Below are 23,906 nucleotides of genomic sequence, written 5' to 3'. Positions count from 1 at the left end.
TAATAAAATATGTTACAAGCATTAATTGAGCCGTTGCAATACGGCTTTATGCAGCGATCGCTAGTGATTGCGATTTTAGTTGGGATGTTGTGTGCAGTTGTAGGCAGCTACTTAATGGTACAGCGACTCGCCTTGCTGGGTGATGCCATCAGTCACTCAGTTTTACCAGGATTAGCGATCGCTTTTATGGTAGGAGCAAATATATATATTGGGGCATTTATTGCCGGAGTTATCAGTACAATGGCGATCGCTTGGATTAGAGTGCGATCGCCAATTAAAGAAGATGCGGCAATGGGCATAGTTTTTTCAGCATTCTTTGCCCTTGGTATTACTTTAATTACTGTTATTCAAAAAGATAACAAAATCGACCTTAACCACTTTCTTTTCGGTAACATTCTCGGTGTTACTATTGATGAAGTGCGGGATACTGCTATTATTGCCACTATTGTTTTAATAGTTGTTCTTTTATTATATAAAGAGCTTTTATTTTACACATTTGATCCTTTAGGCGCTCAAGCCGCAGGTTTGCCCGTCAATCGGCTAAACTTTGGACTGATGGTGCTAATAGCTTTAACAATAGTCGCCAGCATGAAAGCTGTTGGTGTGATTTTAGTATTATCACTTTTAATTACACCAGGAGCTACCGCCTATTTATTAGTTAAACGCCTTAATCAAGTAATGATTTTGGGTGCGGTAATTGGCGTAATTTCTAGTATTAGCGGTATGTACCTCAGCTACTTTTATAATTTACCCTCTGGGCCTGCGATCGTCTTAGTAGTATCAGGATTCTTTATTTTAGCGTTGTTATTCAGTCCTAAATACGGTATTTTTACCTTGAGTAGTAGAAAGCTCACATCATAATCTTTGAATTAAGGTGATTTCCCGGCGTATATCTATACTGCTTTAGTTCAGGTGTGTTGCCACAGATGGGTGGAGAAAAAACTGAGTCCTTGTCGGATGTGTCTGAGCGAAATTATGACGATTGCGAACGCCTTTCACAAGTCTGGGTATCAAACATTTAAGCTACCGTCGAAGGTATAACATCGGTGATTACACCTTTTTTTGAAAGCGGCTTTGCATGAAATCGACATTTAATTTTAAGATTTCTTAGACCGCCAGTTATTTTTATTGCTTCGGCATCATCTATTACTGTGAACCAACTTTTGTTTTCTAGCTTTGTATTTTTCATGAAGATTATCCGTCAGAGAATTCTGAGATAGTACCATTTTTTTTGGAAATTACGCACAAATTCGCTCTAGCTACTGCCACGCCTCAATTAATCTCAGCACCTTGCTATACTACTGATTCGCTTGCGATCGCAAACTTTCTAAAGCCCCCTGCAAAAACTTACCCCATTCTGCTGCCAAAGGGATTTCTGTAAACGGAACCCGCACTGAATCAGTAGATTCTGAAAATAGAAATTCTAACTCTATAGAACGACCTTTTTCTGGTATATTTTCTAAATCTACTTTTTTGTCATCGACTAAAAGAGATACTTCTTTAACATCAAGCAAAGAGAATGTTTCTAGTTTAATAGGCCCTTTAGGCGTAGGTTTTCCCCAAGTTAAATTGTTGCCTTTTTGACCTAATACTGAATAAACATCGTACTTAGCCCGTTCAAATTGTTCTGCCCAAGCGCGATAAGCTTCAACTTTTTGATATTCCTTCGAGCCTTGCCAAGCCAACCAGAAAAACATGACTAATAACGGCAACCACAAAAGACCACGTTCCATCGTTTAAAAAATTCCTGTTCTGAGTGAAACTTGTAACTAAAAGTGCCAAATCCACCACTAAAGGATGGAGATAAGTTATGGTAGTGAGCAAACTGGCAAAAAGCGGTGATGAGTTAATATGAGAAAGCTTATATTATTGTGCTTGTTTGTCATTGGGCTAGGATCTGCCATATTTGGTTTCCTGAATTTCCAGGGATTGGCAGCTAAAGGAGAGTTTGAGACGATTTTGCTTGATTTTCGGGAAGATATTCCATCACTGGTTGTAGAACAGGATCTGCAAGCGATCGCCAAACAATACAACGTTACACCCCAATTAGACAACAAGTTTTCCAAAAAAGATAATGTTTATATTATCAAGGGCGATCGCCAACGGCTCAAAGAACTGAAAAAATCTCAGTTTGCCCAAGCTACAGAATTCATTGAACCAAACTATATCTACAATAAGATTCCTCAACCCGGTAAAGCAGCTTGGTTGGGAGAATTTTTGAGACCCCAAGAAGATGATGATGAGACAACCCCCTCATTAACTGGCCCCAATGACCAATATTACAGCAAGCAGTGGAACTTGCACAAAATCGGCATTGAAGGCGCATGGAGTCAAACTAAAGGCAGTGGTATCACAGTTGCAGTAATTGACACTGGTATTACCAAGGTGCGTGACTTGTATGAGACAAAATTCGTTAAAGGCTATGATTTCGTTAACGACCGAGAAGAAGCCACAGACGATAATGGTCACGGTACCCATGTTGCCGGAACTATAGCCCAAGCTACAAATAACAAATATGGCGTAGCTGGAATTGCTTACGAAGCCAGTCTGATGCCGCTAAAGGTACTTAGTTCTTTTGGTGGCGGTACTGTTGCCGATATTGCCGAAGCGATTAAATTTGCTGCTGATAAAGGTGCAGATGTAATTAATATGAGCTTAGGCGGTAGCGGTGAAAGCAAGTTGATGAAAGAAGCGATCGACTATGCTCATAGAAAAGGCGTAGTTATCATTGCCGCAGCCGGGAATGATAACGCCAATGGGGCAGGCTATCCAGCCCGCTATCCTTACGTCATCGGCGTTTCCGCAACTGGCCCAGATGGTGAAAGAGCGCCCTACTCTAACTTTGGTGCTGGGGTAGATATCTCTGCTCCTGGTGGTAGTGAAGCTGGTAAGATTCTCCAAGAAACTATCGACGAAAAGGGCGAAGGGGTATTTCTGGGCTTCCAGGGTACAAGTATGGCTGCTCCCCACGTTGCTGGTGTTGCGGCATTAATCAAAGCTGCTGGCATCAAAGAACCAGATGAAGTCTTAAAAGTCCTCAAACAGTCAGCGCGAGTTATCCAGGATGATGGTTTAAACTATTATGGCGCTGGACAACTCAATGCAGAAGCAGCAGTCAAACTAGCCTTTAGCGGACAAATCAGTTTTCCAGATTTCTTTCGCTGGTTACGAGATAACGGCTATCTTAACCCCGGCTTCTGGATTGATGGTGGTGCAGTAGCACTCTTACCCAAGGTTTTAATGGTAGTTGGCTCCTATCTACTGGCTTGGTTTTTACGGGTTTACTTCCCCTTCACTTGGAGTTGGTCTTTATTTAGTGGACTAATCGCTGGCAGTTCCGGGTTATTCTTCCTCAAAGGAATCTATATTTTTGATCTTCCCCAATGGCCTTTCCGGGTTTTGGGCAGTTCAATTCCTGAACTAGGAAATACTCTCCAGGGAACCCATGCATTGAATCCCCTATTTGCTAGCGTACTGATTCCCATTGTGTTAATGGCATTGCTGCTGGGACATCCTAGTTGGAGATGGTTTGCCATTGGTTCAACATTAGGTGTAGCAGCGTGCTTGACAGTAAGTGCGTTTTTAGATCCCGCAGTTATGGGTTTAGGAAGTGGTAACATAGCACGCCTCTTCCTCATCGCCAACGCCCTAATCTGTTATGGACTTGCTCGTTTAGCATTGAAAAACGAAGAAAAAATAGCATAATACCGCAAGGCGGAAGTCAAAAGTCAAAAGTCAAAAGTCAAAAGTCAAAAGTTTTGTAGCTCAAGGCTTTTGCTTGGATCAAATGGTAGCTTGATTTCCGCCGTGCTGTAATAAATGGGCATGGGGCATGAGGCATTAGGCATTGGGAATTGGTCGATAATTAATAGTTTTATTCTTCCCCTGCTTCCCCTGCTTCCCCAACCTCCCCTACTCCCCACTCCCTACTCCCCACTCCCTACTCCCCACTCCCTACTCCCCCACTATGATTACACTTACAGGTACAATCGAACGCCGTGATATTGGCACAGGCGCATGGGCGTTAGTTACAGAAGAGGGTGTTACTTACGAAATCCTCAGAGGAGCTGACAAAGACTTGCTCAAAGCCGGACAAAAAGCAAAAGTGAAAGGACAAGTACGTGAAGATATCATGACAGCCGCCATGATTGGCCCTGTCCTAGAAGTTAAATCTTTTGAGGTAATTTAGTTTTGACTCGCTGGGGAATTTAGAACCTCTTGAAGACGGCTTCTAAACTCCCCTTTAGGATGACCTCCTTTTACTTCACCCACAATCTGAAATTCCCCTTCTGGAGAATTGCAGATGATGTAAGTAGGCCACCCCATTTCTGATTTATCGGGATACTGAGTTAATAAAATATTGCGATACTTGCGGTAAGCGGCCGTATCCTGCATTTTTACATCGATAAATTCTAAACCCAGTTCTTGTGCCACCTTTTTGTCATAAAAAGACATTTTGTGGCAGATGCCGCACTCTTCTGAAGAGAACTTAATTACAGCTAAACTCATGGGTTGGAGACTCTTTGATTCTATGCAAAGTTTTTTAGCATAATGCCATGAAATATTACCATATAGCTGGTCATTCTTGGCAACCTAACAGTGAAACCCTAAACCAGTAAATTTTTTTCCTTCCCTGCGCTTCTAGTAGAGAGGGCAATTTTCTGAGAGTAAAGGTCAAAATGTAGAAAAAAAATTAAGAATATGATTAAATATCATAGCAATCATTTTGCTATGGCATCTCTAGCTCATAATAAAAAGAAAGCGATTCAGGAATGGTGCGATCGCAATACTCAAGGTCTACCAACAGTAGCAACAAATATAATAATGCACTACAGTTATGTAGGCGGTGTCTAACGATAAGCCGCTACGCATCTAAGCCAAAAAAAACCCCCAGTGGGTGTTAGCCAACCAGGGGAGTTAGTTATCAGGGTGCATCTACCAATTAAATGTTCTCAGGTTGAACACCATACTCCGGATAAATTTGTACAAAGGTTAGTTATTTATTAAAATAAAAAAACCCCAGTTGGTGTTAACCTAACTAGGGAGTGAGTTATCAGGGTGCATCTACCATTAATCTTTTCTAGGGGCAACCAGTATCTTCCGGAGAAAATAGTCAAAATTGGGGTTGATGGCAATGTCTACGACGGGCTACGCCTACACAACTAGAAAAAACCCCCAGTGGGTGTTAGCCAACTAGGGGAGTGAGTTATCAGGGTGCATCTACCAATAATCTTTTCTACAGTAAATGGGTCGCTACCGGATAAATTAGCAGAGGTTGAATTTGTTACTGTTTGTTTATCAAAGAAAAACCTCAGAGGGGTTAGTTATCAGGACTAATTTGCCAATTGAATAATGGGTGTACCAGCCCTTGCGGGGAAGTCAAAAGTTAAAAGTCAAAAATCAAGCATGATTGTTGCTTTAAGGCTTACGCACAAGAAATCGCCCAAACCCTTGACAAAGTTGGCTCTTAGCATAGCGATCGCAACGCAGGAATGCGTAGGATAGGAACTACTCAAAGGGTTCCCGACTTTTAAAGCTTGCTAGCAAGAATGTCTTTGAAGAGGAGAAGCAACTGACGTAGGCTTATTAGATATAGGTTTCAAGCTTTTAGTGCGTGAGTTTTGTGCTTACTTCCTTTATAAAAAAACCCCCTAGTGGGCGTTAGCCAACCAGGGGAGCTAGTTATCAGGGTGCATCTACCAATTAAATGTTCTAGGTTTAACCACCATGTTCCGGATAAATTTCTGAGAAAATTGATTTTTCTGTTGTTTCAAAAAAACAAGAGTGGATATTAACTAAATTAAGGGAGTTCTAGATCAAGAGACATCCCATCTACTAATCAAGTATTCTAGGGTTAAGCACTATTTTCTGGTAAAGAATATCTGCGTCGGAAGTTGCTGTTGTTTGCCAAAATTAAAAAAACCCCCAGTGGGTTTTAGCCAGCTAGGGGAGTTGAAGATCAAGGTGCATCTACCAATTAAATGTTCTAGTCGCAAGTAATCCGATCCGGATAAAGTTGTAAAGGCAGAAAAAGCAAAACAACTAGAATTCAGAAACATTCAGGGGTGGGATGCATCTAAGTTATCAGAGGGAGCGAAAAATCGACTTGAAACTTTCGCGTTTCAAACCAGATTTAGGAGGCAAACAGGAGAAACTGTGACCCAGGAATTCCACATTTCGGTAACTCCTGTAGGGCGAAATGACTATTTGGTGCGGACGGAACAAGTCGCGCCTGGAGTACCATTGGCAGAAGAATTGGTGACTTGGCCTGTAGCTGATTGGTTAACAACTGCTGGGCATTTGATGAATGATCCGTTGAAGTCGGTGTTGCAAGGAGATCCATTTGCCTCTGGTGGTCACGAAAGCGATATCGCCAGAAACTCTGTTAATTTAGTGGTCTTGGGTCAACAATTTTATAACGCCCTATTTCAAGGCACTCTCAGGGATAGTTGGATTACTGCCCAAGGTATTGCCCAAAACCATCAACAAGTACTTCGCTTACGGTTGGGGCTAAAAGACACTAGATTAGCTCGTCTGCCTTGGGAAGTGATGCACGCAGGCGATCGCCCTTTGGCTACTGGCCCTTATGTCGCTTTTTCTCGCTTCCAAAGTGGAATTTTGGGAGTTTCCCCTTTGCGATCGCTGCGGGGCGCTACGCCTACGCCAAATATGCCCACACCACTACAACAAGGTGGTGTAAGAGTATTGATGGTAATTGCTTCCCCTTCAGATCAAGTCCGTCTTGACTTACAGAAACAGGAAGCTATCAAACTGCAAGCAGAGCTTCACCGAATACCACGAATTGCTGAAAATAGCAATCGGTTTCCAGAAATTGAACTCACTGTATTAGATCAACCAGGGCGGGAAGAACTGACGCAAGCTTTAGAGCAAGGCAGATATCATGTTCTCCACTACTCTGGTCATAGTAACTTAGGTGCCAATGGCGGAGAAATTTATCTTGCTAGTCGCAGAACTGGCTTAACAGAAATATTAACTGGCGACGATCTGGCTGGTTTGCTCGTCAACAATAATATCCAAATGGCAGTGTTTAACTCCTGCTTAGGGGCGTACACAGCTGCATCCGATCCCTCTGGAGATACTGGCGAACGAAATCTGGCAGAAAGTCTGGTGAAGCGCGGAATTAGAAGCGTTTTGGCAATGTCAGAACGGATTCCTGATGAAGTAGCGTTGACGCTTACACAATTGTTTTACCGCAACTTGAGTCAGGGATATCCAGTAGATTTGTGCGTCAGCCGGGTACGCCAAGGATTAATTTCTGCTTATGGTTCTCACCAGATGTATTGGGCATTACCGATTTTATATCTCCAGCCAGAATTTGACGGTTTTCTGAGCCAGGAAACTGAGTTATCGGATGCAAAGCCCAATCAGTATAATTCGCCTTTAGGGGCAACTTCTACGATGTACTCTGCTATGGCAGATGATAGTGAGATGCCTTTAGGAATGGAAGATATGATTCCTTCTGGTTTGGCGCGTGATTCTGGGTTGGACTGGCTAGGTGAGGATACTTGGGGCGATCTTGTTGATGAAATTGAGTATGATGACCCCAGCTATGCAGAAGATTGTGCTATAGTTTCAGATTTATTTCGTCAGCTAGATAACCAAACACCTCCAACTGAACTGGATCAACAAATTTCAGAAAATAGTGTTCAGCAAAGCCACTCAGAAGAAATGACTTCTTCGCAAGAGGAAGCAGATTTGTGGGGAGAAACCCCAACACCTCCGCCTCCAACTCCTGGAAACTTGGAAGGAAATTGGCAAAATTCTGCTGATTTTTTGCGTAGGCGTAGCCAGCCGCAGGTATCGCAACCAGCCCTACCAGCATCTCGTACCCGTCGCCGTCAGCTATGGCCGATTGTGGGTATTGTGGGGATCAGTGCGTTAGTAGCTGCGATCGCTTTAAATTGGTGGTGGCAGCGAACCCAGCAGCCAATTCTGCCTAACATCCCAGTAATTCCTACTCAGTCTTTACCTATTCAAAAGCAACAAAATATCGACTTACAGGCAGCAGATACTGGAATTGTCACCGCCACCGCTACAGAAAAATTGAGCCAGGGCGACTTGCAAAGTGGGTTATTGGCTGTAGAAGAACTACTCAATCGTGGCGCACTGACTGCGGCTGAAACTGCTCTGAAACTGATTTCAAGTAAACAAGCTGACAATCCATCGGTAAACTTTTACAAGGGACGGTTAGCTTGGCAGTCTATCCAAGTCGGAAATAATAACTATAGCGTCGATGATGCCCGCCGTTACTGGGAAATTGCTGCAAAAGCTAACCCAGAATCGCTTTTGTATAATAATGCTTTGGGATTTGCTTACTACACTGAAGGCGATCTAAATCGAGGTAATGATTCTTGGTTTAAGGCTTTGAATTTAGCTCTTAAAGAGCAGAACACAGACTCAACATCTACAAAGACAGCAGTACCTCAAGATGCTTTAACTTCTTATGCTGGTTTAGCTCTGGGACTGTATAAATCTGCACTGAGTCAATCTAATGGTAAGCAGACACAATATCTGAAAGAAGCAATTAAGTTGCGGCAAATGGTTCTCAAGTCCGATCCAGTCAATTTTCAGGTAGATAAATTAGCTAAAAATTGGCTGTGGACGGAGAAGGCGATCGCAGATTGGCGATCGCTCCTTCAGGAAAAAGGTGAAGAACAGTAATCGTAATTTGTTGTAAGGGAAAAGGGCCGTTAGAAACCGCGTCTGCACAGAGAAAACCCACCTGCGTGGGTTTCAAACCCTCAATTTTTCCTTAGTCTGTGCAGACGGACTTTATTTGTATAGCCGCGAATTCCATTTGCTGAGGCTTTTATTTGTTGCCTTGAAACTGTTTAATAATATTGCCAATTAAAGGCAACTGTTCCAGTACCATTTTTGTTAAATCCACAAAAGATTTCTCCGAAAGGCGGTCATCTTGACGGAGTTGCAGAACGCCTATTAAGACGATAAATATTGCTGTACCAATAATTGTTAAAGCTAGATAATGAAATGGTAGGGAACCACCAAAAAATGCAATTAAACAAAATACAACTACAAATACAAATAAATAGAACATTCCATTTCTAAACGCAAACGGAAGTTTAACAATGTCTTCTGGTTGAGAATTTACTTTCTGTTTAGATGGTTTTGCCATTAAATTTGCTTTAACCTCTGACGGCTGAATTACATTAACTGTTCCTACATTTCCCCCGATTGTGACAGAGGAATTCGGCATAAATTCCCTACCCCTCGGCTGTTCTGGTTTAACTAGCTCTCTTCTATCCATCACATCATAAATTAAACTTAAGACCTCGACTTTCTCATAACTCACATCACATTCGACCTTATCTTGTTTGTCTGAAATACGTTTGTTTAAGCTTTCAAATTTATAAAAGTGTGGTTCTTGTTTGTCTTTGCAGATAGTGCAATTACAGGGGATTAACTTGTTGTACTTCAGTCGCTTATATGAGACATGAATTTTATCGAGTTCATGTGTAACTATGGTCATCAAATCTCTTTTGTGACTACCTGAGACTCGAATCTTAATCTCCCGCTTGCCGTAATATTCAATCACCTCTGCCTTCGTCTGGTCTTTGCTGAGAATAACGCCGCTTTTCCAGACATACTGTTGTTCATTTATCAACTCATGGATGGCGACGATGAATTGGCTGATGATCCCCTTAGGCATGAACTCGTAAGTGTAACGCAGAATCAGGTTGTTGGTTTCATCCCATTTATAGGAGGGTTGATTAGCAGATAGCAGTTGTGGGGCAATATACTTTCCTTGGCTTCTAGGAATTTCGTAGCACAGCTTGAAGTTGATCATCAGGCGCAAGAGTTCATCATGCATCGTGGCGTATTCGTCTTCACACCAGATGTTTGCCAAGTCAGACCGGGTGAAACTGCCCAGGTTGCGAATCACCTTTTCATTATCTAGGACTTTGTAGACTGCATCAGTTCCCCACTTTGGCTTGAGGATGACGGTCTTGTTCAAAAGTGCGTCTTCCTGAAAGTGCAAGCATACTCCCAAATCGTGCAGATAGCTGCTCAACTGCAACTTGTCATTTCTTTGGGCGAACCCATTTTGTTGGCAGATATTCAGGTATTCATCCAAGCCGATGTAATTGCGTGCGTCACTCTCCAAAGCTTCCCGAACTCTAACCCAGGTTTTTGGGAGCGGACTACCAATATGAGGTAGGTTTTTAACGTAATGCTTGATTTGTTCTAAAACTTGTTCTAAACCTCTGTTGGTAGCAAGGTTTGTTGGTAAAGTCTCCTTTAAATTAGTAAACTGCCCCCGTAACTGGAGTTCATTAATTTCCCGGTGGCGGTTTTGTTTCTCATTTTTGATGATTAACAACGGACTGTTATCGCTCAACAGTTCTACTACATTCAGCCAGTAATAAAAATCTGTGTCTTCCTTGCGGGTATCTGCTACCAAAACATAGAGAGAACGCTTGGTCAAAAAAAACTGGTGAGTTGTATGGTAAATCTCTTGCCCCCCAAAGTCCCAAATGTTGACTCGAAACTCTCGCCCATTGTCCATTGGGAAACCCCATTGGATAACCTCAATTCCCTTCGTAGAGTCTTCCTCTCGAAGTTGATAATTTTGGTCTTCAATTTTCTTAGCCAGTGTTGTTTTCCCTGCTCCTCCTTCGCCGATAATTAGTAACTTTGCCTCATACAGATAATCTGTGCCTTCTGCTTGCAGTTGCCGGAAATAATCTTTAATCGCCTTAATACCATTTTCAACTACTTCTAGCGGTGGCTGTTCGATGGGGTTGCCCCTTAAATTCAGGAAAGTGAGTTGTTGCAGGCGGGTGATCGCTTCTGGCAATGTCGTTATTTGGTTGTCGCTTAAATCCAGGGAAGTGAGTTGTTGCAGATGAGCGATCGCTTCTGGCAGCGTCGTTATTTGGTTGTCGCTTAATTCGAGGTTAGTAAGGTGTTGCAGGCGGGTAATGGCTTCTGGAAGTGTCGTTAATTTATTGCTGCTTAAAACTAGGAGGGTGAGGTGTTGCAGGTGGGTAATGCCTTCTGGAAGTGTCGTTAATTTGTTGCCTCTTAAAAACAAGGCAGTGAGGTGTTGCAGGCGGGTGACAACTTCTGGCAGCGTCGTTAATCCATTGCGGCTTAAAAACAGGGAGGTGAGTTGTGGCAGGCGGGTGATGGCTTCTGGCAGTGTTGTTAATTGGTTGCTGCTTAAATCCAGGGAAGTAAGGTGTTGCAGACGGGTAATGGCTTCTGGCAGTGTTGTTAATTGGTTGCCGCTTAAATCCAGGGAAGTAAGGTGTTGCAGGCGGGTAATGGCTTCTGGCAGTGTCGTTAATTGGTTGCCGCTTAAATCTAGGGAAGTGAGTTGTTGCAGGCGTATGATGACTTCTGGTAGCGTCGTTAATCCATTGCGGCTTAAAAATAGGGCAGTGAGTTGTTGGAGGTGGGCGATCGCTTCTGGCAGTGTCGTTAATTGGTTGCCGCTTAAAAACAGGGCAGTGAGATGTTGGAGGCGGGTGATCACTTCTGGCAGTGTTGTTAATTGGTTGCTGCTTAAATGTAGGGTGGTGATTTGTTGCAGGCGGGTAATGGCTTCTGGCAGTGTCGTTAATTGATTGCCGCTTAAATTTAGGGTGGTGATTTGTTGCAGGCGGGTAATGACTTCTGGCAGTGTCGTTAATTGGTTGCCGCTTAAATCCAGGAAGATGAGTTGTTGCAGGCGGGTAATGGCTTTTGGCAGTGTAGTTAATTGGTTGCCGCTTAAATTCAAAACCTTCAACCATTCCAGTTCAAACACCTCATCAGGAATCTCTGTTAATTTTTTCTTGTTATCAGTATTCCAATCATTGCTTAAATCTAATCGTTTAAGCTTTTTCTCTTTCGCTTCTCGGATTTTTTCAAGGTAACGTTGAGGCGTATTTGCCATACTGAGGTTCACCTATCAACGAAAGTTATATATAATGCCCCTGATTCGCTGGACAATTTCGCAAATATTAATATTTTGCCCTAATGCCAACAACCGCCATAGGTTAGAAACATAGGACTGCATAGCAAAAGTCCTTTTAAGAGAACTAAATTCTTTCCAGACTTAGGTTTTAGTCCACTTGAGTGGCTTTGGCTATTGGTTTCTAGAACTTCGAGTTTTAGGCGATCGCGGCTACTAATTAAGAATGCTGCAAGATATCAAAGCAATCTACTATTCTGTGTAACACTACATAAGTGCTAAGAATTTTTACTGTATCTAAAAATAATTTATCATCACCAATAGCTTAGATTGGCTTGTAAACGAGTCTTTGATACTCGCGGATGAGTCTTTAATACTCGTGGACGAGTCTTTAATACTCGTGAATGAGTCTTTGATACTCGCCGACGAGTCTTTAATACTCGTGAATGAGTCTTTGATACTCGCGGATGAGTCTTTGATACTCGTGGACGAATCTTTGATACTCGTGGACGAGTCTTTGATACTCGCGGATGAGTCTTTGATACTCGTGGACGAGTCTTTGATACTCGCGGATGAGTCTTTGATACTCGTGGACGAGTCTTTAATACTCTTTTACTTTTTTAGCCGTTTTTTACGCGACTTCTCCAGCTTGAAAAATCTGTTCAGCAGTTAAATTAAACTCTGGAAACGCTAGCGACTGAATGCGATCGCTTCCCCTAAATTGCCTAACTTGATACTCACCTTCAATTATTTGGTAAATCGAGATAGTTGGTTGTTTAGGATTGCCAATAAACCGCCTACCACCTAAACCTAAATAGTCTACAATCCAATATTCAGGTATTCCGACCTCTTCATATTTACCTGCTTTGGTAAAATAGTCGTCTCGCCAATTGGTACTTACCACCTCAATTACTAAAGGAATTGATGCCGCTTGGCTTACAGTAGATTCTTTTTTCCACAGAGGTTCATTTACTAAATTACAGTTATTCAACAACAGTACATCTGGGGAGTAAGCTGCTTCGCTCTGAGTCGGTTTAATGAATGCTGTTTTGGGGATGAAATAAGGTAGTTTTAAACGTTTGTATTCTGTAACTATTTCCCCAACTAAAAATCCAACAATTTGTTCATGTTCACCTGTGGGAGGAGCCATTTCAACAATTACCCCATCATGCAATTCATAGCGTCGTTGTGAATCTGGATACCAAGTAATAAATTCATCAAATGTTACTAGTTTGCGTAAGGTTTGAGTCATACTTTCCCCTTGCTTTAAAGTCAGATAAAAATTTAACCCTTAGCCATCTAAATTACGCGACTTCTCCAGCCCGAAAAATCTGTTCAGCAGTTAAATTCAACTCCGGAAACGCTAGCGAGTGAATGCGATCGCTTTCCCTAAATTGCCTAACTTGATACTCATCTTCAATTAATTGGTAAATCGAGATAGTTGGTTGTTTAGGATTACCAATAAACCGCCTACCACCTAAACCTAGATAGTCTACAATCCAATATTCAGGAATGCCCAAAGACTCGTAATCTTCTAGCTTCAAAGCATAATCATCACTCCAGTTGGTTGAAACAACTTCTACAACCAACTTGACGGAACTACCCCGTGTAATGATAGATTCTTTTTTCCAGCGTGGTTCGTTGCTGATAGCTTGTCTATCAAGAACGATGACATCTGGTTCATAACCTGAATCAGTGTTAAGTGATTTGATGACGCATTCTTTAGGGATAAACCAAGAGATGGACAAACGAGTGATTTCAATAAACAAAGAACCATTGATAAATCCGGCTATCTCTGAGTGCTTCCCTCTTGGCTTAGGCATTTCAAAAATTACCCCATCATGTAGTTCATAATGCCTGTCTGAAGATTCGGGATACCAGGCGATAAATTCATCAAATGTTACTTGTTTGGTTAAGGCTTGAGTCATACTTTGCCTCTTTGCTTTATGTCAAATTTGACCCCTCTCTAAACCTCTCCCCGACATGGGAAGAGGCTTAATCAGCCAACTGAGGTTAAACTTTCGCCGCAGCCGCAGCAGGTAAACTCACTTTCAATCGCTTAAACATCGCTTCTCGTGCTTGTGCAGCTAGGCTATCGTCAAAAGGTTTTAAGGTAATTTGTTGCTGATACTTTAGCCGCAGTGCTGTTTGAATTAACCAATCGGCGACAAAGGGATTTTTCGGTAATAAAGGGCCGTGGGAATAAGTAGCGATCGCATTCTGATAAAATGCTCCTTCTGTCCCATCTTCTCCATTATTTCCCAAACCGTACACCACGCGCCCCAATGCTTCCACTTTTCCCAGTTTTGTACGTCCGCCGTGATTTTCAAAGCCTACCAAATATGGTGTGCTACCGGTCATCTCTTTTAAATCTTGCGCTAGCCGTGAAGCTGTCACTTCGATTACCAAGTTACCAATACAACGCTTAGTATTTTCACCAGGATGCACGGAAACTAAATCGAGTATTCCCAAACCATCAATCCGTTGTCCTAAGCCTGGTTCATAATAATGTCCCAGTAATTGGGGTGAACCACAAGTAAATACTCCTGGTGTTCCATTTTCGATTTTCTCGCGCATCGCGTCAGCTTTTGCACCTTGCAAATCACGCATGACAATTTCTTGCTGACGATCTTGTGCGCCACCACCAACGATGACATCTACAGTTTTTATATCTGCGGCTGTGGCATTTTGATCTAGGGGTAATACTTTAACATCATATCCCCGCCACTCGGCGCGACGTTCTATAGTAATTACATTACCGCGATCGCCATAGGTACTCATCAGCGTCGGGTACAACCAACCAATTGTTAATTCCAAATTTTGATAACTCACATTCATAATTCGTAATTCGTAATTCGTAATTCGTAATTGGATTAGGTGTTGGGAACTAGGTAATGAGAAAAATTTCTCTCATTCCCCACTCCCTACTCCCCAATTTAAAGAATTTTCCGCCCAGTCAGAACTTCTCGCACTTCTAGCATGGCTGAGTAGGTGGGCAGAATGTGCAGAGTTTCATTCTCTGGTGTATGCTCTAATGCAGTTGCGATCGCTTGTCGCAAATCTTCTTCGACAATTAAATTTAAGTTACTCTCAGGGGACTTTTGGCTGTAACGTAGACGTAGTGCCATATCATAAACGCGATCGCCACTCACTACTAAAGTCCCGCCGCGTTCGACTAATTTCTCGGTATCCACGTCCCAAATCCAGGATACATCAGTGCCATCGGGTGTGCGATCGTTCAAGACTAGCAGTGTGGTTTTATCTGTGCTTTGAGTAACTACGCGAATAGTTTCATTCGTTCCTACAGGATTTTTTGATAACAATATCCGTACCCGTTTACCGTTAATTACTAAATCTTCCGCACGACCAAATGCAGCTTGAAAGGTATTAATAGTATCTCTGATTGTTACTTCATCAACTCCCAACTCAATAGCGGCAGTAACAGCAGCTAAGGTATTATATTTGTTGTACAAACCAACTAGAATTTGCGACCATTCACTACTTTCTAAAGTCGGTTTACTTTTACTAAAACCACACTTGGGACAAGTAAAATCTCCCAAATGAGACAAATAAACACCTTTGTAATCTAGAGAATGTCCACATTTGGGACAATAAATAGAATCAACGGCGTGAGGAATTGCTTCTAAATAATGTTCTGGCTCATTCAAGCCAAAAAATAACACCCGTTGGGGTAACTGCTGACCAAGGTTAGATAATGTTGGGTCATCAGCATTGGGAATTACCACTGTTTCTGCTGGTAGCGTAGAAATAACTTTTGTCCAACGTTTACTAATTGTGTCTACTTCGCCGTACCTATCAAGTTGGTCGCGGAACAAGTTTAAACAGAGAATAATTCGCGGCTGGAGTGGCGTTAATACTCTTGGGACAATATTTTCATCAACTTCCAAAATGGCATAATCAGTATTTAGCGTACCTAGTAAGTTGGTGCTTTCTAACAGCGCCGTCATCAAACCATTTTCCAGATTTGCACCTGTAGAATTATGAGTAACGCGGTAGCCTTTGCGTTCTAGTATTGTGCATAAAAGCAGGGCTGTAGTGGTTTTGCCGTTAGTCCCAGCAATTAAAATCACTCCGTTTTTAACTTGCTGACTCAATAATTGTAAAAGTCGGGGTTCAATGCGACGAGCAATTGAGCCTGGTAATACACTAGCAGCACCTAGACGGAGCGATCGTATTATAAACGTTACACTCTTTGCCACTGACACCGCAAAACCCAATCGCAGCCTATCTATGAATTGTATTTTCTTTCCCACATCGGTATCCTAGTCTTCTGGCAGTTGCTAATTGAAAATATTTAACTGCAAATTTAATATGCGTGAGTTTAACGAATCCTAGCTGAAAAAGCCAGCCTTAAAATCAAGTTGCAAGGAATCAGGCAGGAGGCAGGGGAGAGCTAGAGTCAAGTTCATCCATTTGGGAACTCCGTTCATCCTCCTCGGAACTGGATTCATCCGCCTCAGAACTCCGTTTATCTCCATCATCCACTTACGAGAGATAATCTCAGTAGACGTTATCTTAAAAAAGTAGTGCGCGGGCGTAATTACATATCCAGCCCAGTTTGCCGAATTCAGCACAAACTCACGACAAGTAGTAGCTTGCAAGGTTTCTTTTGATGAATAGCACAAAGTTTCTTTTTTTACATAAACAAATTACTGGCTGGCAAAGGTGGGTATCCAAATGCCTGGTGTTGCTTGCAAGTCTTTTCATTATAAGTATGCAACCTGCACATGCTGGTCTTAATAATGATTTATATGATGGCAACATCTTTGTCGTTTATGCTGGCAATGGTTCATTGGTTCCTCCCAGACAGACACTTGCACAAGCTTTAGCGGAACATAAACCCATATTTTTGGCCTTTTATTTGGATGACAGCAGCGATTCCAAAAGATATGCCATTTCCATTTCACGAGTACAGGAATTCTATGGTCGGGTAGCAGAAATTATGCCGATTAGTGTAGATGCTATCCCGCTTAAACAGACCTACGACCCTACAGAAGCAGGATATTACTATTCTGGGGCTGTTCCTCAAGTTGTGGTGTTTAATAAATCAGGTGAAGTCGTTTTAAATAAAAAAGGTCAAGTACCTTTTGAAGAGATAGACGATGAATTTCGTAAAATCTTTGATTTATTACCACGTACTGAAACAGCACAGCTAAAACGGCGAGCCTTTAATGAGTTTAGTAGTGAGTTAGCTAAGTAACTTATGGGGTAGACCAAATAGGTCTGCCCTAATTTTTAGTGATATCTGTTACTACATTGCCGCCGATGTCAAAGCATAATATTGAAATATCTGTGTTAACAGATTAAAAAGTTCATTCATAGTCTATAGTCCATAACAAATGACTAATGACAAATGACAAATGACTAACTAGAGTGTATTCTAATGTCAAAGGTTTACACGACTCAGGAGCTAATTCAAATTTTGGCAGCCGAACGCCAAGCCTGCCTCAAAGGAAAACGCCTAAAATTAGAAATACCAGTCTCTGGTAATCCTGTAATTGACCAGTTTCTCATGACTGATGGGCTGCAAAAGTTCACTGCTTATCAAGATTTTAAAGCTGCAATTCATGAATATCAAAGAGAAAATCAAGTTTCAGGTATTATTTGGCGGGAGGTAACAGTCAAAGGTAAAAACTTAAACTATCCTGAAGTAGACAGTGAGTTAATAGCCCTCGCAAGTGACTTAGAGATATTAAAAACTGCTAAAAATTCTATTGTAGAATTTTGGTATGAAGTCTCTATAGGAATGGATTTATACTTGAGTTTCAATAATAATAAACAGTACCAAAAAATTGTCACATCTGATGTAGAAAGAATTGTTCAAATAACAGAATGGGCAAGCTTATGCAAGTGGGAAAATTCTAGTTTTTTGGAAATGATTTTACAGCTAGGATGGGGTAAACCAGAAGAAGCTTGTTATAAACGAGGAAGACCGCAATCGGGTAGTGAATATATTCATGCAGTCAATCCTGGTAATCGACCTATTGGTTGAGTGAAGAGGTAGGGGGCAGGGAGCAAGGGGGATAATTCGGCGATTCAACCCCATCTATTATGTTAGCTTACCGTAGGGTACAAGAACCACGCTTATGAAATGGGGGATTCCAACTCATGTTCTCCCCTTCATTCCACAGCAGGGAGCAGGGGGAAATGATCCCTGCTCCCTGCTCCCTTGCCTGTTTCAAGGTTGATTCTGTCCAATGAGATTGACGATCGCACTAGCTAAATCTACTGGATCGACGGGTTTAGGTAAGTGTTTTTGAAATCCTGCTGCCATTGCTTGGTTGTAATTAATTTCTCCAGCATAAGCTGTCAATGCGATCGCGGGAATTTGCCCGTTTTTATCTGGCGGTAATTTTCTCACCTCGCGCAGCAGCATATAGCCATCCATTACAGGCATTCCAATATCGCTTAACAAAATATCTGGCTTTGATTGGGCTAGTATTTCCAGCGCTTCACTTGCTGATTCAGCTAATGTTACAGTTGCGCCATATTGTTCTAGTGCAAAGCTAAAAAACTCTCGCACATCTGCTTGATCGTCCACAAGCAAGATTTGGACTCCAGCAAGTAATGTGTCGTCAGTACTAAGTTCTGGTTGAGAAGCCTCATCACTGCTGACTCGTAACTCTGAGTTTTTGAGCAAAGGTAGTCTGACTGTAAAGGTAGCTCCTTGTCCTTCTCCTAAACTCTCTGCCTGAACTGTACCACCGTGAAGTTCTACCAAATGACGCACAATTGCTAGTCCCAATCCCAGTCCGCCAAATATCCTGGTTGTCTTGGCATCTGCTTGTCGAAAGTAATCAAATACGTAAGGCAAAAATTCCAGCATGATTCCCTTACCTGTATCAATCACCTGAATTTGAGCTTCTGATCCAACTTGTTCTAGACGTACTTCTACTTGTCCTTCTGTGGGTGTGAATTTAACAGCATTAGAGAGGAGATTCCACATTACTTGTTGCAAGCGATCGCCATCACCCAAAACTTTGCCGATATCAGGACTTAGCACCGTTTTTATTTCAATTGATTTGGCTTCGGCTGCTAAACGCACCGTTTCTAGTGCAGCTGCGATCGCTACTTTCAAATCCACTGCATAAAGATTTAACCTAACCTTACCTTGTAAAATCCGTGAAACATCAAGTAAATCTCCAATCAGTTGGGTTTGTAATTTGGCATTACGCTCGATTGTTTCTAATGCCCGGATTCTTGTGGCTTCGTCAAAGTTGCGGGTTCTAAGTAACTTCGCCCACCCTAAAATCGGATTTAGAGGAGTTCTAAGTTCATGGGAAAGGACGGCAAGAAATTCATCTTTAATCCGGTTGGCTGTCTCGGCTTGGGCCCTTGCAGTTTTTTCGGCTTCGTAAAGTTGAGCGCGGGCGATCGCTTGGCCACACTGCTGTCCCAGTGTCAACATAAATCCCCGGTCTTCTTCATTAAATATTTGTCCACTGTTAAAGCTAAATCCCAAAGCCCCAATTATTTTGCCTTCTGCTACCAAGGGAATAGAAGCCCAAGCATTATTCGCTATAACAGTCACAATATCTGCTAGGTCGGGATATCTAGCAATCATGGCTGCTAAATTTTCTAAAAAAACCGGCTGCCCAGTTCTGACTGTTTCTGCTATTTGGTTAGATGCTGTGATGGGAAAAGTCTCCCAAGTATTTATAAGTGTTTGCGGATAGCCAATTGCTTGCACAATTTTTAGGGTAGTACCTCCCTCAGTAAGTAAGACAACGGAACCACCAGTAGCTTCCAAGGCGGCAATGCCTTGGTTCACCACTACATTGGCTACCTGTTGGGGAGTTAAGGCTTCCGAGAAAGCAGCAGTTATTTTTTGCAAAAGTATGGTGCGATTGATAGACCGTTCAGTTTCCTGGTATAGTCTTGCGTTGTCGATCGCTATTGCTGCCCGACGAGCAATATCCTCTGCTAAAGCCAAGTCTGTCTTTTGATAGTGCCGACCTGACTCGGCTGTAAAAAAAGAGATTGCTCCAAATAATTGCCCACGGGAACGAACTGGAATTACCATTAAAGAACGAATACCCAGGCTTCGCAGCAATTGCAGATGTTCTTCATTTTGAGCCATCTGGACAAAATTGTAGTCAGATAATTGGGGATAAAAGATAGAAATTCCTAATCCTAGCTGTTCCACAAGCTGTTTTGTTTTGGTTTTGGGTGGATAACGCCGTCGGATTTCGTCTAAAATGCTTTGTTTTGTCGGATCGGCAATTGCGATCGCAATTTGTTTACTTGACCAATCTTTCTGGAAAACATCTACAATACACCAGTCAGCTAGGGTAGGAACTGCTAAATTAGCCACGCTTTCCAAGGCGACTTCATAATCTAATGAGGCAGCGAGTAAGGTGCTGGCTTCGACTAAAAAGTTTTGTGTGGCTTCAACTCGTTGGCGTTCGCGTAGCGCAGCTTGCTGTTCGTGCAGGGCGGCAAGCTGTTCGCTAATATCTTCAATAATGCCTAATGCATACTTTGGTTGTCCGTTAGCATCCCAAACTGCTGACGAAGTTAAATTTACCCAAACAATGGAACCATCTTTGCGGATGTAGCGCTTTTCTAAAGAATAACCACTAATTTCTTTTGCTAAAACTTGCCGAGCATTTTCCCAATCAATTCCTAAATCGTCAGGGTGGGTAATTTCCTGAAAGTTCATTTGAATTAACTCTTCATGGCTGTATCCAGTAATTTCACATAGGGCAGGATTAACTTGAAGAAATCGTCCATCCAACCCTACTAAAGTGATGCCAACAGCTGCCTGGTTGAACATTGCTCGGAACCTTTCTTCGCTTTCTCGTAAAGCAACTTCTGTTTGCTTTGCTGCTGTCACATCTGCCAAAATAATTCCAATCCCTACCGTTTCTCCCATTGCGTTGTTGACCGGGTAATAGTTGCCCAGCCAATAGCCGTAACGTTCTGGTTGTTCCCTTGTATTACCACTGATTTCTACATTCAGCAGGGGTTCTCCAGTATTCAATACGTGCTGTAACTGTAGCTCCAACTCAGCCGCCATCGCTGGCAATACTTCCCCAAATTTACGTCCTAGATGTTCTTCTATGGTCAAACCGTTAATGTCAGCGAAAACTTGATTAATTCGGATATATCGCAGTTCCCGATCAAAAAAGCACACGGCAACGGGAGCAGCTGCTAAGAGCGCATCTAGAAGAGATAGAGATTCGGCATAATGGACTAAAGCCTGGTGCATATCTCGATAAAGTCGGGCATTTTCCATTGCTAAGGCAGCACGATGGGTAATATCTGTTGCTAAAGTGAGGTCAGTGCGATCGTAACGACGGTTTGATTGGGTGCTGACAAAGCTAATAGTTCCGAGGACTCGCCCTTGTGCGATTAACGGCACAATCATCACAGACTTCATCCCCAATTGCCGAACAAGTTCTAAGTGTTCTTCATTCTGAGTACTTGCTACTAATAGCGAGTCAGATATCTCTGAGATTAATTCACTTTGCCCAGTTTGCAGTACTCTAGTAATTGCACTTGCACCCTTATAATCTGTGGCATACTCCTGAAGTTTACGCGCTAACTCCGCTTTGGATGGGTCTGCATGGGCAATGGGTAGGCGGCGAATGGAACCATCTTCATTTAAAATATCAACGCTACACCAATCAGCTAGCTGGGGAACTGAGATTTTGGCAATCTGTTCTAAGGTTTCTTCGTAATCTAGCGAAGTAGAGAGTAAACTACTAATTTGGCCGATATGGCGAAGTCTTTCTTCAGCCTGCTTGCGCTTTGTAATATCAAGAACAAAAAAAGCTCCTCGATCTACAGTCCCTTCAAAGTGGCTACCACCCGCCAAAATTGGGAAGCGCGAACCGTCTTTACGAATATATTCTTTTTCAAAGGGGGTACAAAAGGAATTGTCTTGAAATTGAGTTAGTGCTTGCTTATCAAGTGGCAGGTATTCTGTAGGAGTTAGGTCTTGCCAACGAACTTCTCCAGCAAGTAATTCTTCACGGGTATAACCCACCATACTTAACAAGGCATCGTTAGCATCTGTAATCCTGCCGTCTCTGTGCCAGAAGCCAATACCAATCATATTAGACTCAACCACACTGCGAAACTTTGCTTCGCTTTCTTGCAGTGCTTGCTCAGTTTGTTTCAGTTGAGTAATATCAATTGAACTAATGCCTACTCCTAATAACTGCCCATCCGGGAGACACACCGGATAATAGCTGACAAGACCATAACGATATATTCCAGCAGGATAAGTTTCACCGCTCACTTCTTGATTGAGTAAGGGCTGTCTGGTTTGCATGACTTGCTCAAAAACAGGCTCAATTTGCGCTGCCCATTCCGGCAGTACTTCCCTAAAGGTGCGACCAATATGTTCACTTTGCGGTACACCGTTGACAGCTGCTAACGCTTCATTAACATGAATATAGCGAAGTTCAGTATCGAGAAAAGCCAGCGCTACTGGTGAACTAGTAACCCAAGCATTGAGTAACGCCAGAGATTCGTCTTTTTGCTGAATCGCTTGCTGAAGTTCTTGGTGTAACGTGGCTTTTTCTAATTCTGCCTGCTTGCGCTCAGTAATATTTACACCTACACAGATAATACCTTGAATGCTATTGTCTACATCCCTTAGCGGTTCAATCAGCAAATCGTAGTAACGGTTTTCTCCACCAATTGTCAGACAAACCTCTTCACGGTTTGAAACACCAGTTTCTAGTACCTTCTGCTTAATTGCCGTCAATTGCTCTGCTACTAAGGTTGGAAATAATTCATAGTCAGACTTACCCAGCGCTTCTTCAGCAGTGTGTAGATCTTGAGGATTATGAATCCACTGATGTCGCAAATCGCGATCCTGCTGAAATACCACAATATCTGAACTACTTAACGCTAATCGAAATCGCTCCTCACAAACTCTAAGCTTTTGGAGATTTCCATCAGCCCGGCTTTTAGCAGTTTTTAATCCCTCGTATAAGATACTAAAGAGCAATCCTTGTAATGCAAACAATCCAATTCGCAGAAAGTTGGATAAGTCAAAACTGAGATCATTAGCCAGGGGGAGAAAAAAGTAACTGCTCAGTAACGCAGACAAGGAAGTTGCTAACAGCCCTGATTTCAAACCACCATACCAAGCACTCACCATTACAGCGCTAAAAAACAGCAAGAAAGGAGTTCCACTCATGCTTAACCAGGGGTCTAGCATCAACATCAGCACTAATGTAAGTGCGACAATTAATACAACAATGCCATAACGCAGTAACTGGGAATAACAAATATGGGGCATGAAAATGTTTTGGAATAACCAATACTTATTGCAAAGGCTCTATACACCCTAAGCTAGTTTGCAATTTTTAGTAATTTATCTACAGATAGATTTTTATTTATTTAAAAAACTTCTTTTGTAAGAGGTTAATAACTCAGTAATATAGTACCGAAAGACAATAAATAGTGAAATTAAAGAATCTGCTTTTGACCAAAAGTTTATAGTTGTGTTCAATAATTTTATTTAAAAGGCTTACTATTAAACAATGTATTTTAGGTATTGTTGTACTTATAAGTATTATTTTAGGACAAATTTCAATAGTGTTCAGTTAAGCTTTTTTCTCTTCCCCTGCCTGCCTTAACAGATAAATTTCCTTAACTGATACCAATTCACTAAAATAATAAAACAGATATAAATCCTGAAAGCTTTGCTATATGTTAAGTTTTTTAATGCGTTAGCGAAGCAGTAGCGTTCGCGCAGCGTCTCGTAGAGAGGAACGAGCGTCCGTAGGAGCGTCATTGCCAATTGGGATGAACTGTATTAGGGCAAATTCAAGAAGATGAGAATAAGGCAAGAAGGCAGGTTTGCCTTTTAACAAGCTGATGACATAAAATTGGGAATAACATTAATATCGTTTAGCAAATGCATATTGTTTACATAATATTTTATAGCAACGGACAAAGATATGAGGATGACAATAAAATCACAAAG

Annotated in this window: 16 protein-coding genes; 7 read left to right on the top strand and 9 right to left on the bottom strand. The window is 42.0% G+C overall.

Going from position 1 to position 23,906, the window contains the following annotated elements:
* Positions 1-9: 9 nt before the first annotated feature.
* On the top strand, positions 10-861 hold the full coding sequence (locus RMY00_RS05205) for a metal ABC transporter permease (RefSeq protein WP_322646528.1): 852 nt from the start codon (positions 10-12) through the stop codon (positions 859-861).
* Between the two features lie 157 nt (positions 862-1,018).
* Here RMY00_RS05205 and RMY00_RS05200 read toward each other — a convergent pair whose 3' ends face one another.
* Positions 1,019-1,189, bottom strand: coding sequence for a hypothetical protein (locus RMY00_RS05200; protein WP_322646527.1), 171 nt, complete (start codon positions 1,187-1,189; stop codon positions 1,019-1,021).
* Positions 1,190-1,298: 109 nt separating this feature from the next.
* Positions 1,299-1,733: a hypothetical protein gene (locus RMY00_RS05195; protein WP_322646526.1), complete on the bottom strand. Its 435-nt coding sequence runs from the start codon at positions 1,731-1,733 to the stop codon at positions 1,299-1,301.
* A 118-nt stretch (positions 1,734-1,851) separates the two neighbouring features.
* On the opposite strand from RMY00_RS05195, the gene RMY00_RS05190 reads away from it, so the two are divergent.
* Both RMY00_RS05190 and RMY00_RS05185 read left to right on the top strand, forming a co-directional pair.
* On the top strand, positions 1,852-3,705 hold the full coding sequence (locus tag RMY00_RS05190) for a S8 family peptidase (protein WP_322646525.1): 1,854 nt from the start codon (positions 1,852-1,854) through the stop codon (positions 3,703-3,705).
* Positions 3,706-3,967: 262 nt separating this feature from the next.
* Positions 3,968-4,189 carry a hypothetical protein gene (locus RMY00_RS05185; RefSeq protein ID WP_322646524.1) on the top strand — a complete coding sequence of 74 codons (222 nt, stop codon included), beginning with the start codon at positions 3,968-3,970 and terminating at the stop codon, positions 4,187-4,189.
* On the opposite strand, the gene RMY00_RS05180 is transcribed toward RMY00_RS05185, so the two are convergent.
* Positions 4,186-4,509 carry a thioredoxin family protein gene (locus RMY00_RS05180; RefSeq protein WP_322646523.1) on the bottom strand — a complete coding sequence of 108 codons (324 nt, stop codon included), beginning with the start codon at positions 4,507-4,509 and terminating at the stop codon, positions 4,186-4,188. The two genes, RMY00_RS05185 and RMY00_RS05180, sit on opposite strands and share 4 nt — an antisense overlap.
* Positions 4,510-4,701: 192 nt before the next feature.
* On the opposite strand from RMY00_RS05180, the gene RMY00_RS05175 reads away from it, so the two are divergent.
* On the top strand, positions 4,702-4,854 hold the full coding sequence (locus tag RMY00_RS05175) for a hypothetical protein (protein WP_322646522.1): 153 nt from the start codon (positions 4,702-4,704) through the stop codon (positions 4,852-4,854).
* Positions 4,855-6,156: 1,302 nt separating this feature from the next.
* Positions 6,157-8,682 carry a cell division protein HetF gene (gene hetF, locus RMY00_RS05170; protein WP_322646521.1) on the top strand — a complete coding sequence of 842 codons (2,526 nt, stop codon included), beginning with the start codon at positions 6,157-6,159 and terminating at the stop codon, positions 8,680-8,682.
* A gap of 148 nt (positions 8,683-8,830) precedes the next feature.
* Here the strand turns inward: hetF and RMY00_RS05165 are convergent, their stop codons facing one another.
* The 5 genes from RMY00_RS05165 to RMY00_RS05145 form a co-directional block, all read right to left on the bottom strand.
* Entirely contained in the window at positions 8,831-11,920 is a 3,090-nt protein-coding gene (locus RMY00_RS05165; RefSeq protein ID WP_322646520.1) for a COR domain-containing protein, read from the bottom strand.
* 649 nt (positions 11,921-12,569) lie between these two features.
* Entirely contained in the window at positions 12,570-13,190 is a 621-nt protein-coding gene (locus RMY00_RS05160) for a Uma2 family endonuclease (protein WP_322646519.1), read from the bottom strand.
* Between the two features lie 52 nt (positions 13,191-13,242).
* Entirely contained in the window at positions 13,243-13,866 is a 624-nt protein-coding gene (locus RMY00_RS05155) for a Uma2 family endonuclease (protein WP_322646518.1), read from the bottom strand.
* 85 nt (positions 13,867-13,951) lie between these two features.
* Positions 13,952-14,776, bottom strand: a complete 825-nt coding sequence (locus tag RMY00_RS05150; protein WP_416212037.1) for a type 1 glutamine amidotransferase — start codon at positions 14,774-14,776, stop codon at positions 13,952-13,954.
* A 98-nt stretch (positions 14,777-14,874) separates the two neighbouring features.
* Positions 14,875-16,212: a Mur ligase family protein gene (locus RMY00_RS05145; RefSeq protein ID WP_322646517.1), complete on the bottom strand. Its 1,338-nt coding sequence runs from the start codon at positions 16,210-16,212 to the stop codon at positions 14,875-14,877.
* Positions 16,213-16,571: 359 nt separating this feature from the next.
* Here RMY00_RS05145 and RMY00_RS05140 point away from each other — a divergent pair, with 359 nt between their 5' ends.
* Together RMY00_RS05140 and RMY00_RS05135 are read left to right on the top strand one after the other, a co-directional pair.
* Positions 16,572-17,159: a thylakoid membrane photosystem I accumulation factor gene (locus RMY00_RS05140; protein ID WP_322646516.1), complete on the top strand. Its 588-nt coding sequence runs from the start codon at positions 16,572-16,574 to the stop codon at positions 17,157-17,159.
* Between the two features lie 183 nt (positions 17,160-17,342).
* Complete coding sequence (locus tag RMY00_RS05135) at positions 17,343-17,951, top strand: hypothetical protein (RefSeq protein WP_322646515.1); 609 nt, start codon at positions 17,343-17,345, stop codon at positions 17,949-17,951.
* Between the two features lie 186 nt (positions 17,952-18,137).
* Here the strand turns inward: RMY00_RS05135 and RMY00_RS05130 are convergent, their stop codons facing one another.
* Positions 18,138-23,216 (bottom strand): PAS domain S-box protein, encoded by a 5,079-nt coding sequence (locus RMY00_RS05130; protein ID WP_322646514.1) that lies wholly within the window; start codon positions 23,214-23,216, stop codon positions 18,138-18,140.
* Positions 23,217-23,906: the final 690 nt, after the last annotated feature.

The sequence above is a fragment of the Nostoc sp. ChiVER01 genome (genome assembly GCF_034531155.1).
GTDB lineage: Bacteria > Cyanobacteriota > Cyanobacteriia > Cyanobacteriales > Nostocaceae > Nostoc.
This window is presented reverse-complemented; position numbering and strand designations above follow the sequence as displayed.

Excerpts from the sequence above, each read along its gene's own strand:
- RMY00_RS05205 (WP_322646528.1), top strand. The coding sequence starts at position 10 with ATGTTACAAGCATTAATTGAGCCGTTGCAATACGGCTTTATGCAGCGA.
- RMY00_RS05200 (WP_322646527.1), bottom strand. The coding sequence starts at position 1,189 with ATGAAAAATACAAAGCTAGAAAACAAAAGTTGGTTCACAGTAATAGAT.
- RMY00_RS05195 (WP_322646526.1), bottom strand. The coding sequence starts at position 1,733 with ATGGAACGTGGTCTTTTGTGGTTGCCGTTATTAGTCATGTTTTTCTGG.
- RMY00_RS05190 (WP_322646525.1), top strand. The coding sequence starts at position 1,852 with ATGAGAAAGCTTATATTATTGTGCTTGTTTGTCATTGGGCTAGGATCT.
- RMY00_RS05185 (WP_322646524.1), top strand. The coding sequence starts at position 3,968 with ATGATTACACTTACAGGTACAATCGAACGCCGTGATATTGGCACAGGC.
- RMY00_RS05180 (WP_322646523.1), bottom strand. The coding sequence starts at position 4,509 with ATGAGTTTAGCTGTAATTAAGTTCTCTTCAGAAGAGTGCGGCATCTGC.
- RMY00_RS05175 (WP_322646522.1), top strand. The coding sequence starts at position 4,702 with ATGATTAAATATCATAGCAATCATTTTGCTATGGCATCTCTAGCTCAT.
- RMY00_RS05165 (WP_322646520.1), bottom strand. The coding sequence starts at position 11,920 with ATGGCAAATACGCCTCAACGTTACCTTGAAAAAATCCGAGAAGCGAAA.
- RMY00_RS05160 (WP_322646519.1), bottom strand. The coding sequence starts at position 13,190 with ATGACTCAAACCTTACGCAAACTAGTAACATTTGATGAATTTATTACT.
- RMY00_RS05155 (WP_322646518.1), bottom strand. The coding sequence starts at position 13,866 with ATGACTCAAGCCTTAACCAAACAAGTAACATTTGATGAATTTATCGCC.
- RMY00_RS05150 (WP_416212037.1), bottom strand. The coding sequence starts at position 14,776 with ATGAATGTGAGTTATCAAAATTTGGAATTAACAATTGGTTGGTTGTAC.
- RMY00_RS05140 (WP_322646516.1), top strand. The coding sequence starts at position 16,572 with ATGAATAGCACAAAGTTTCTTTTTTTACATAAACAAATTACTGGCTGG.
- RMY00_RS05135 (WP_322646515.1), top strand. The coding sequence starts at position 17,343 with ATGTCAAAGGTTTACACGACTCAGGAGCTAATTCAAATTTTGGCAGCC.
- RMY00_RS05130 (WP_322646514.1), bottom strand. The coding sequence starts at position 23,216 with ATGCCCCATATTTGTTATTCCCAGTTACTGCGTTATGGCATTGTTGTA.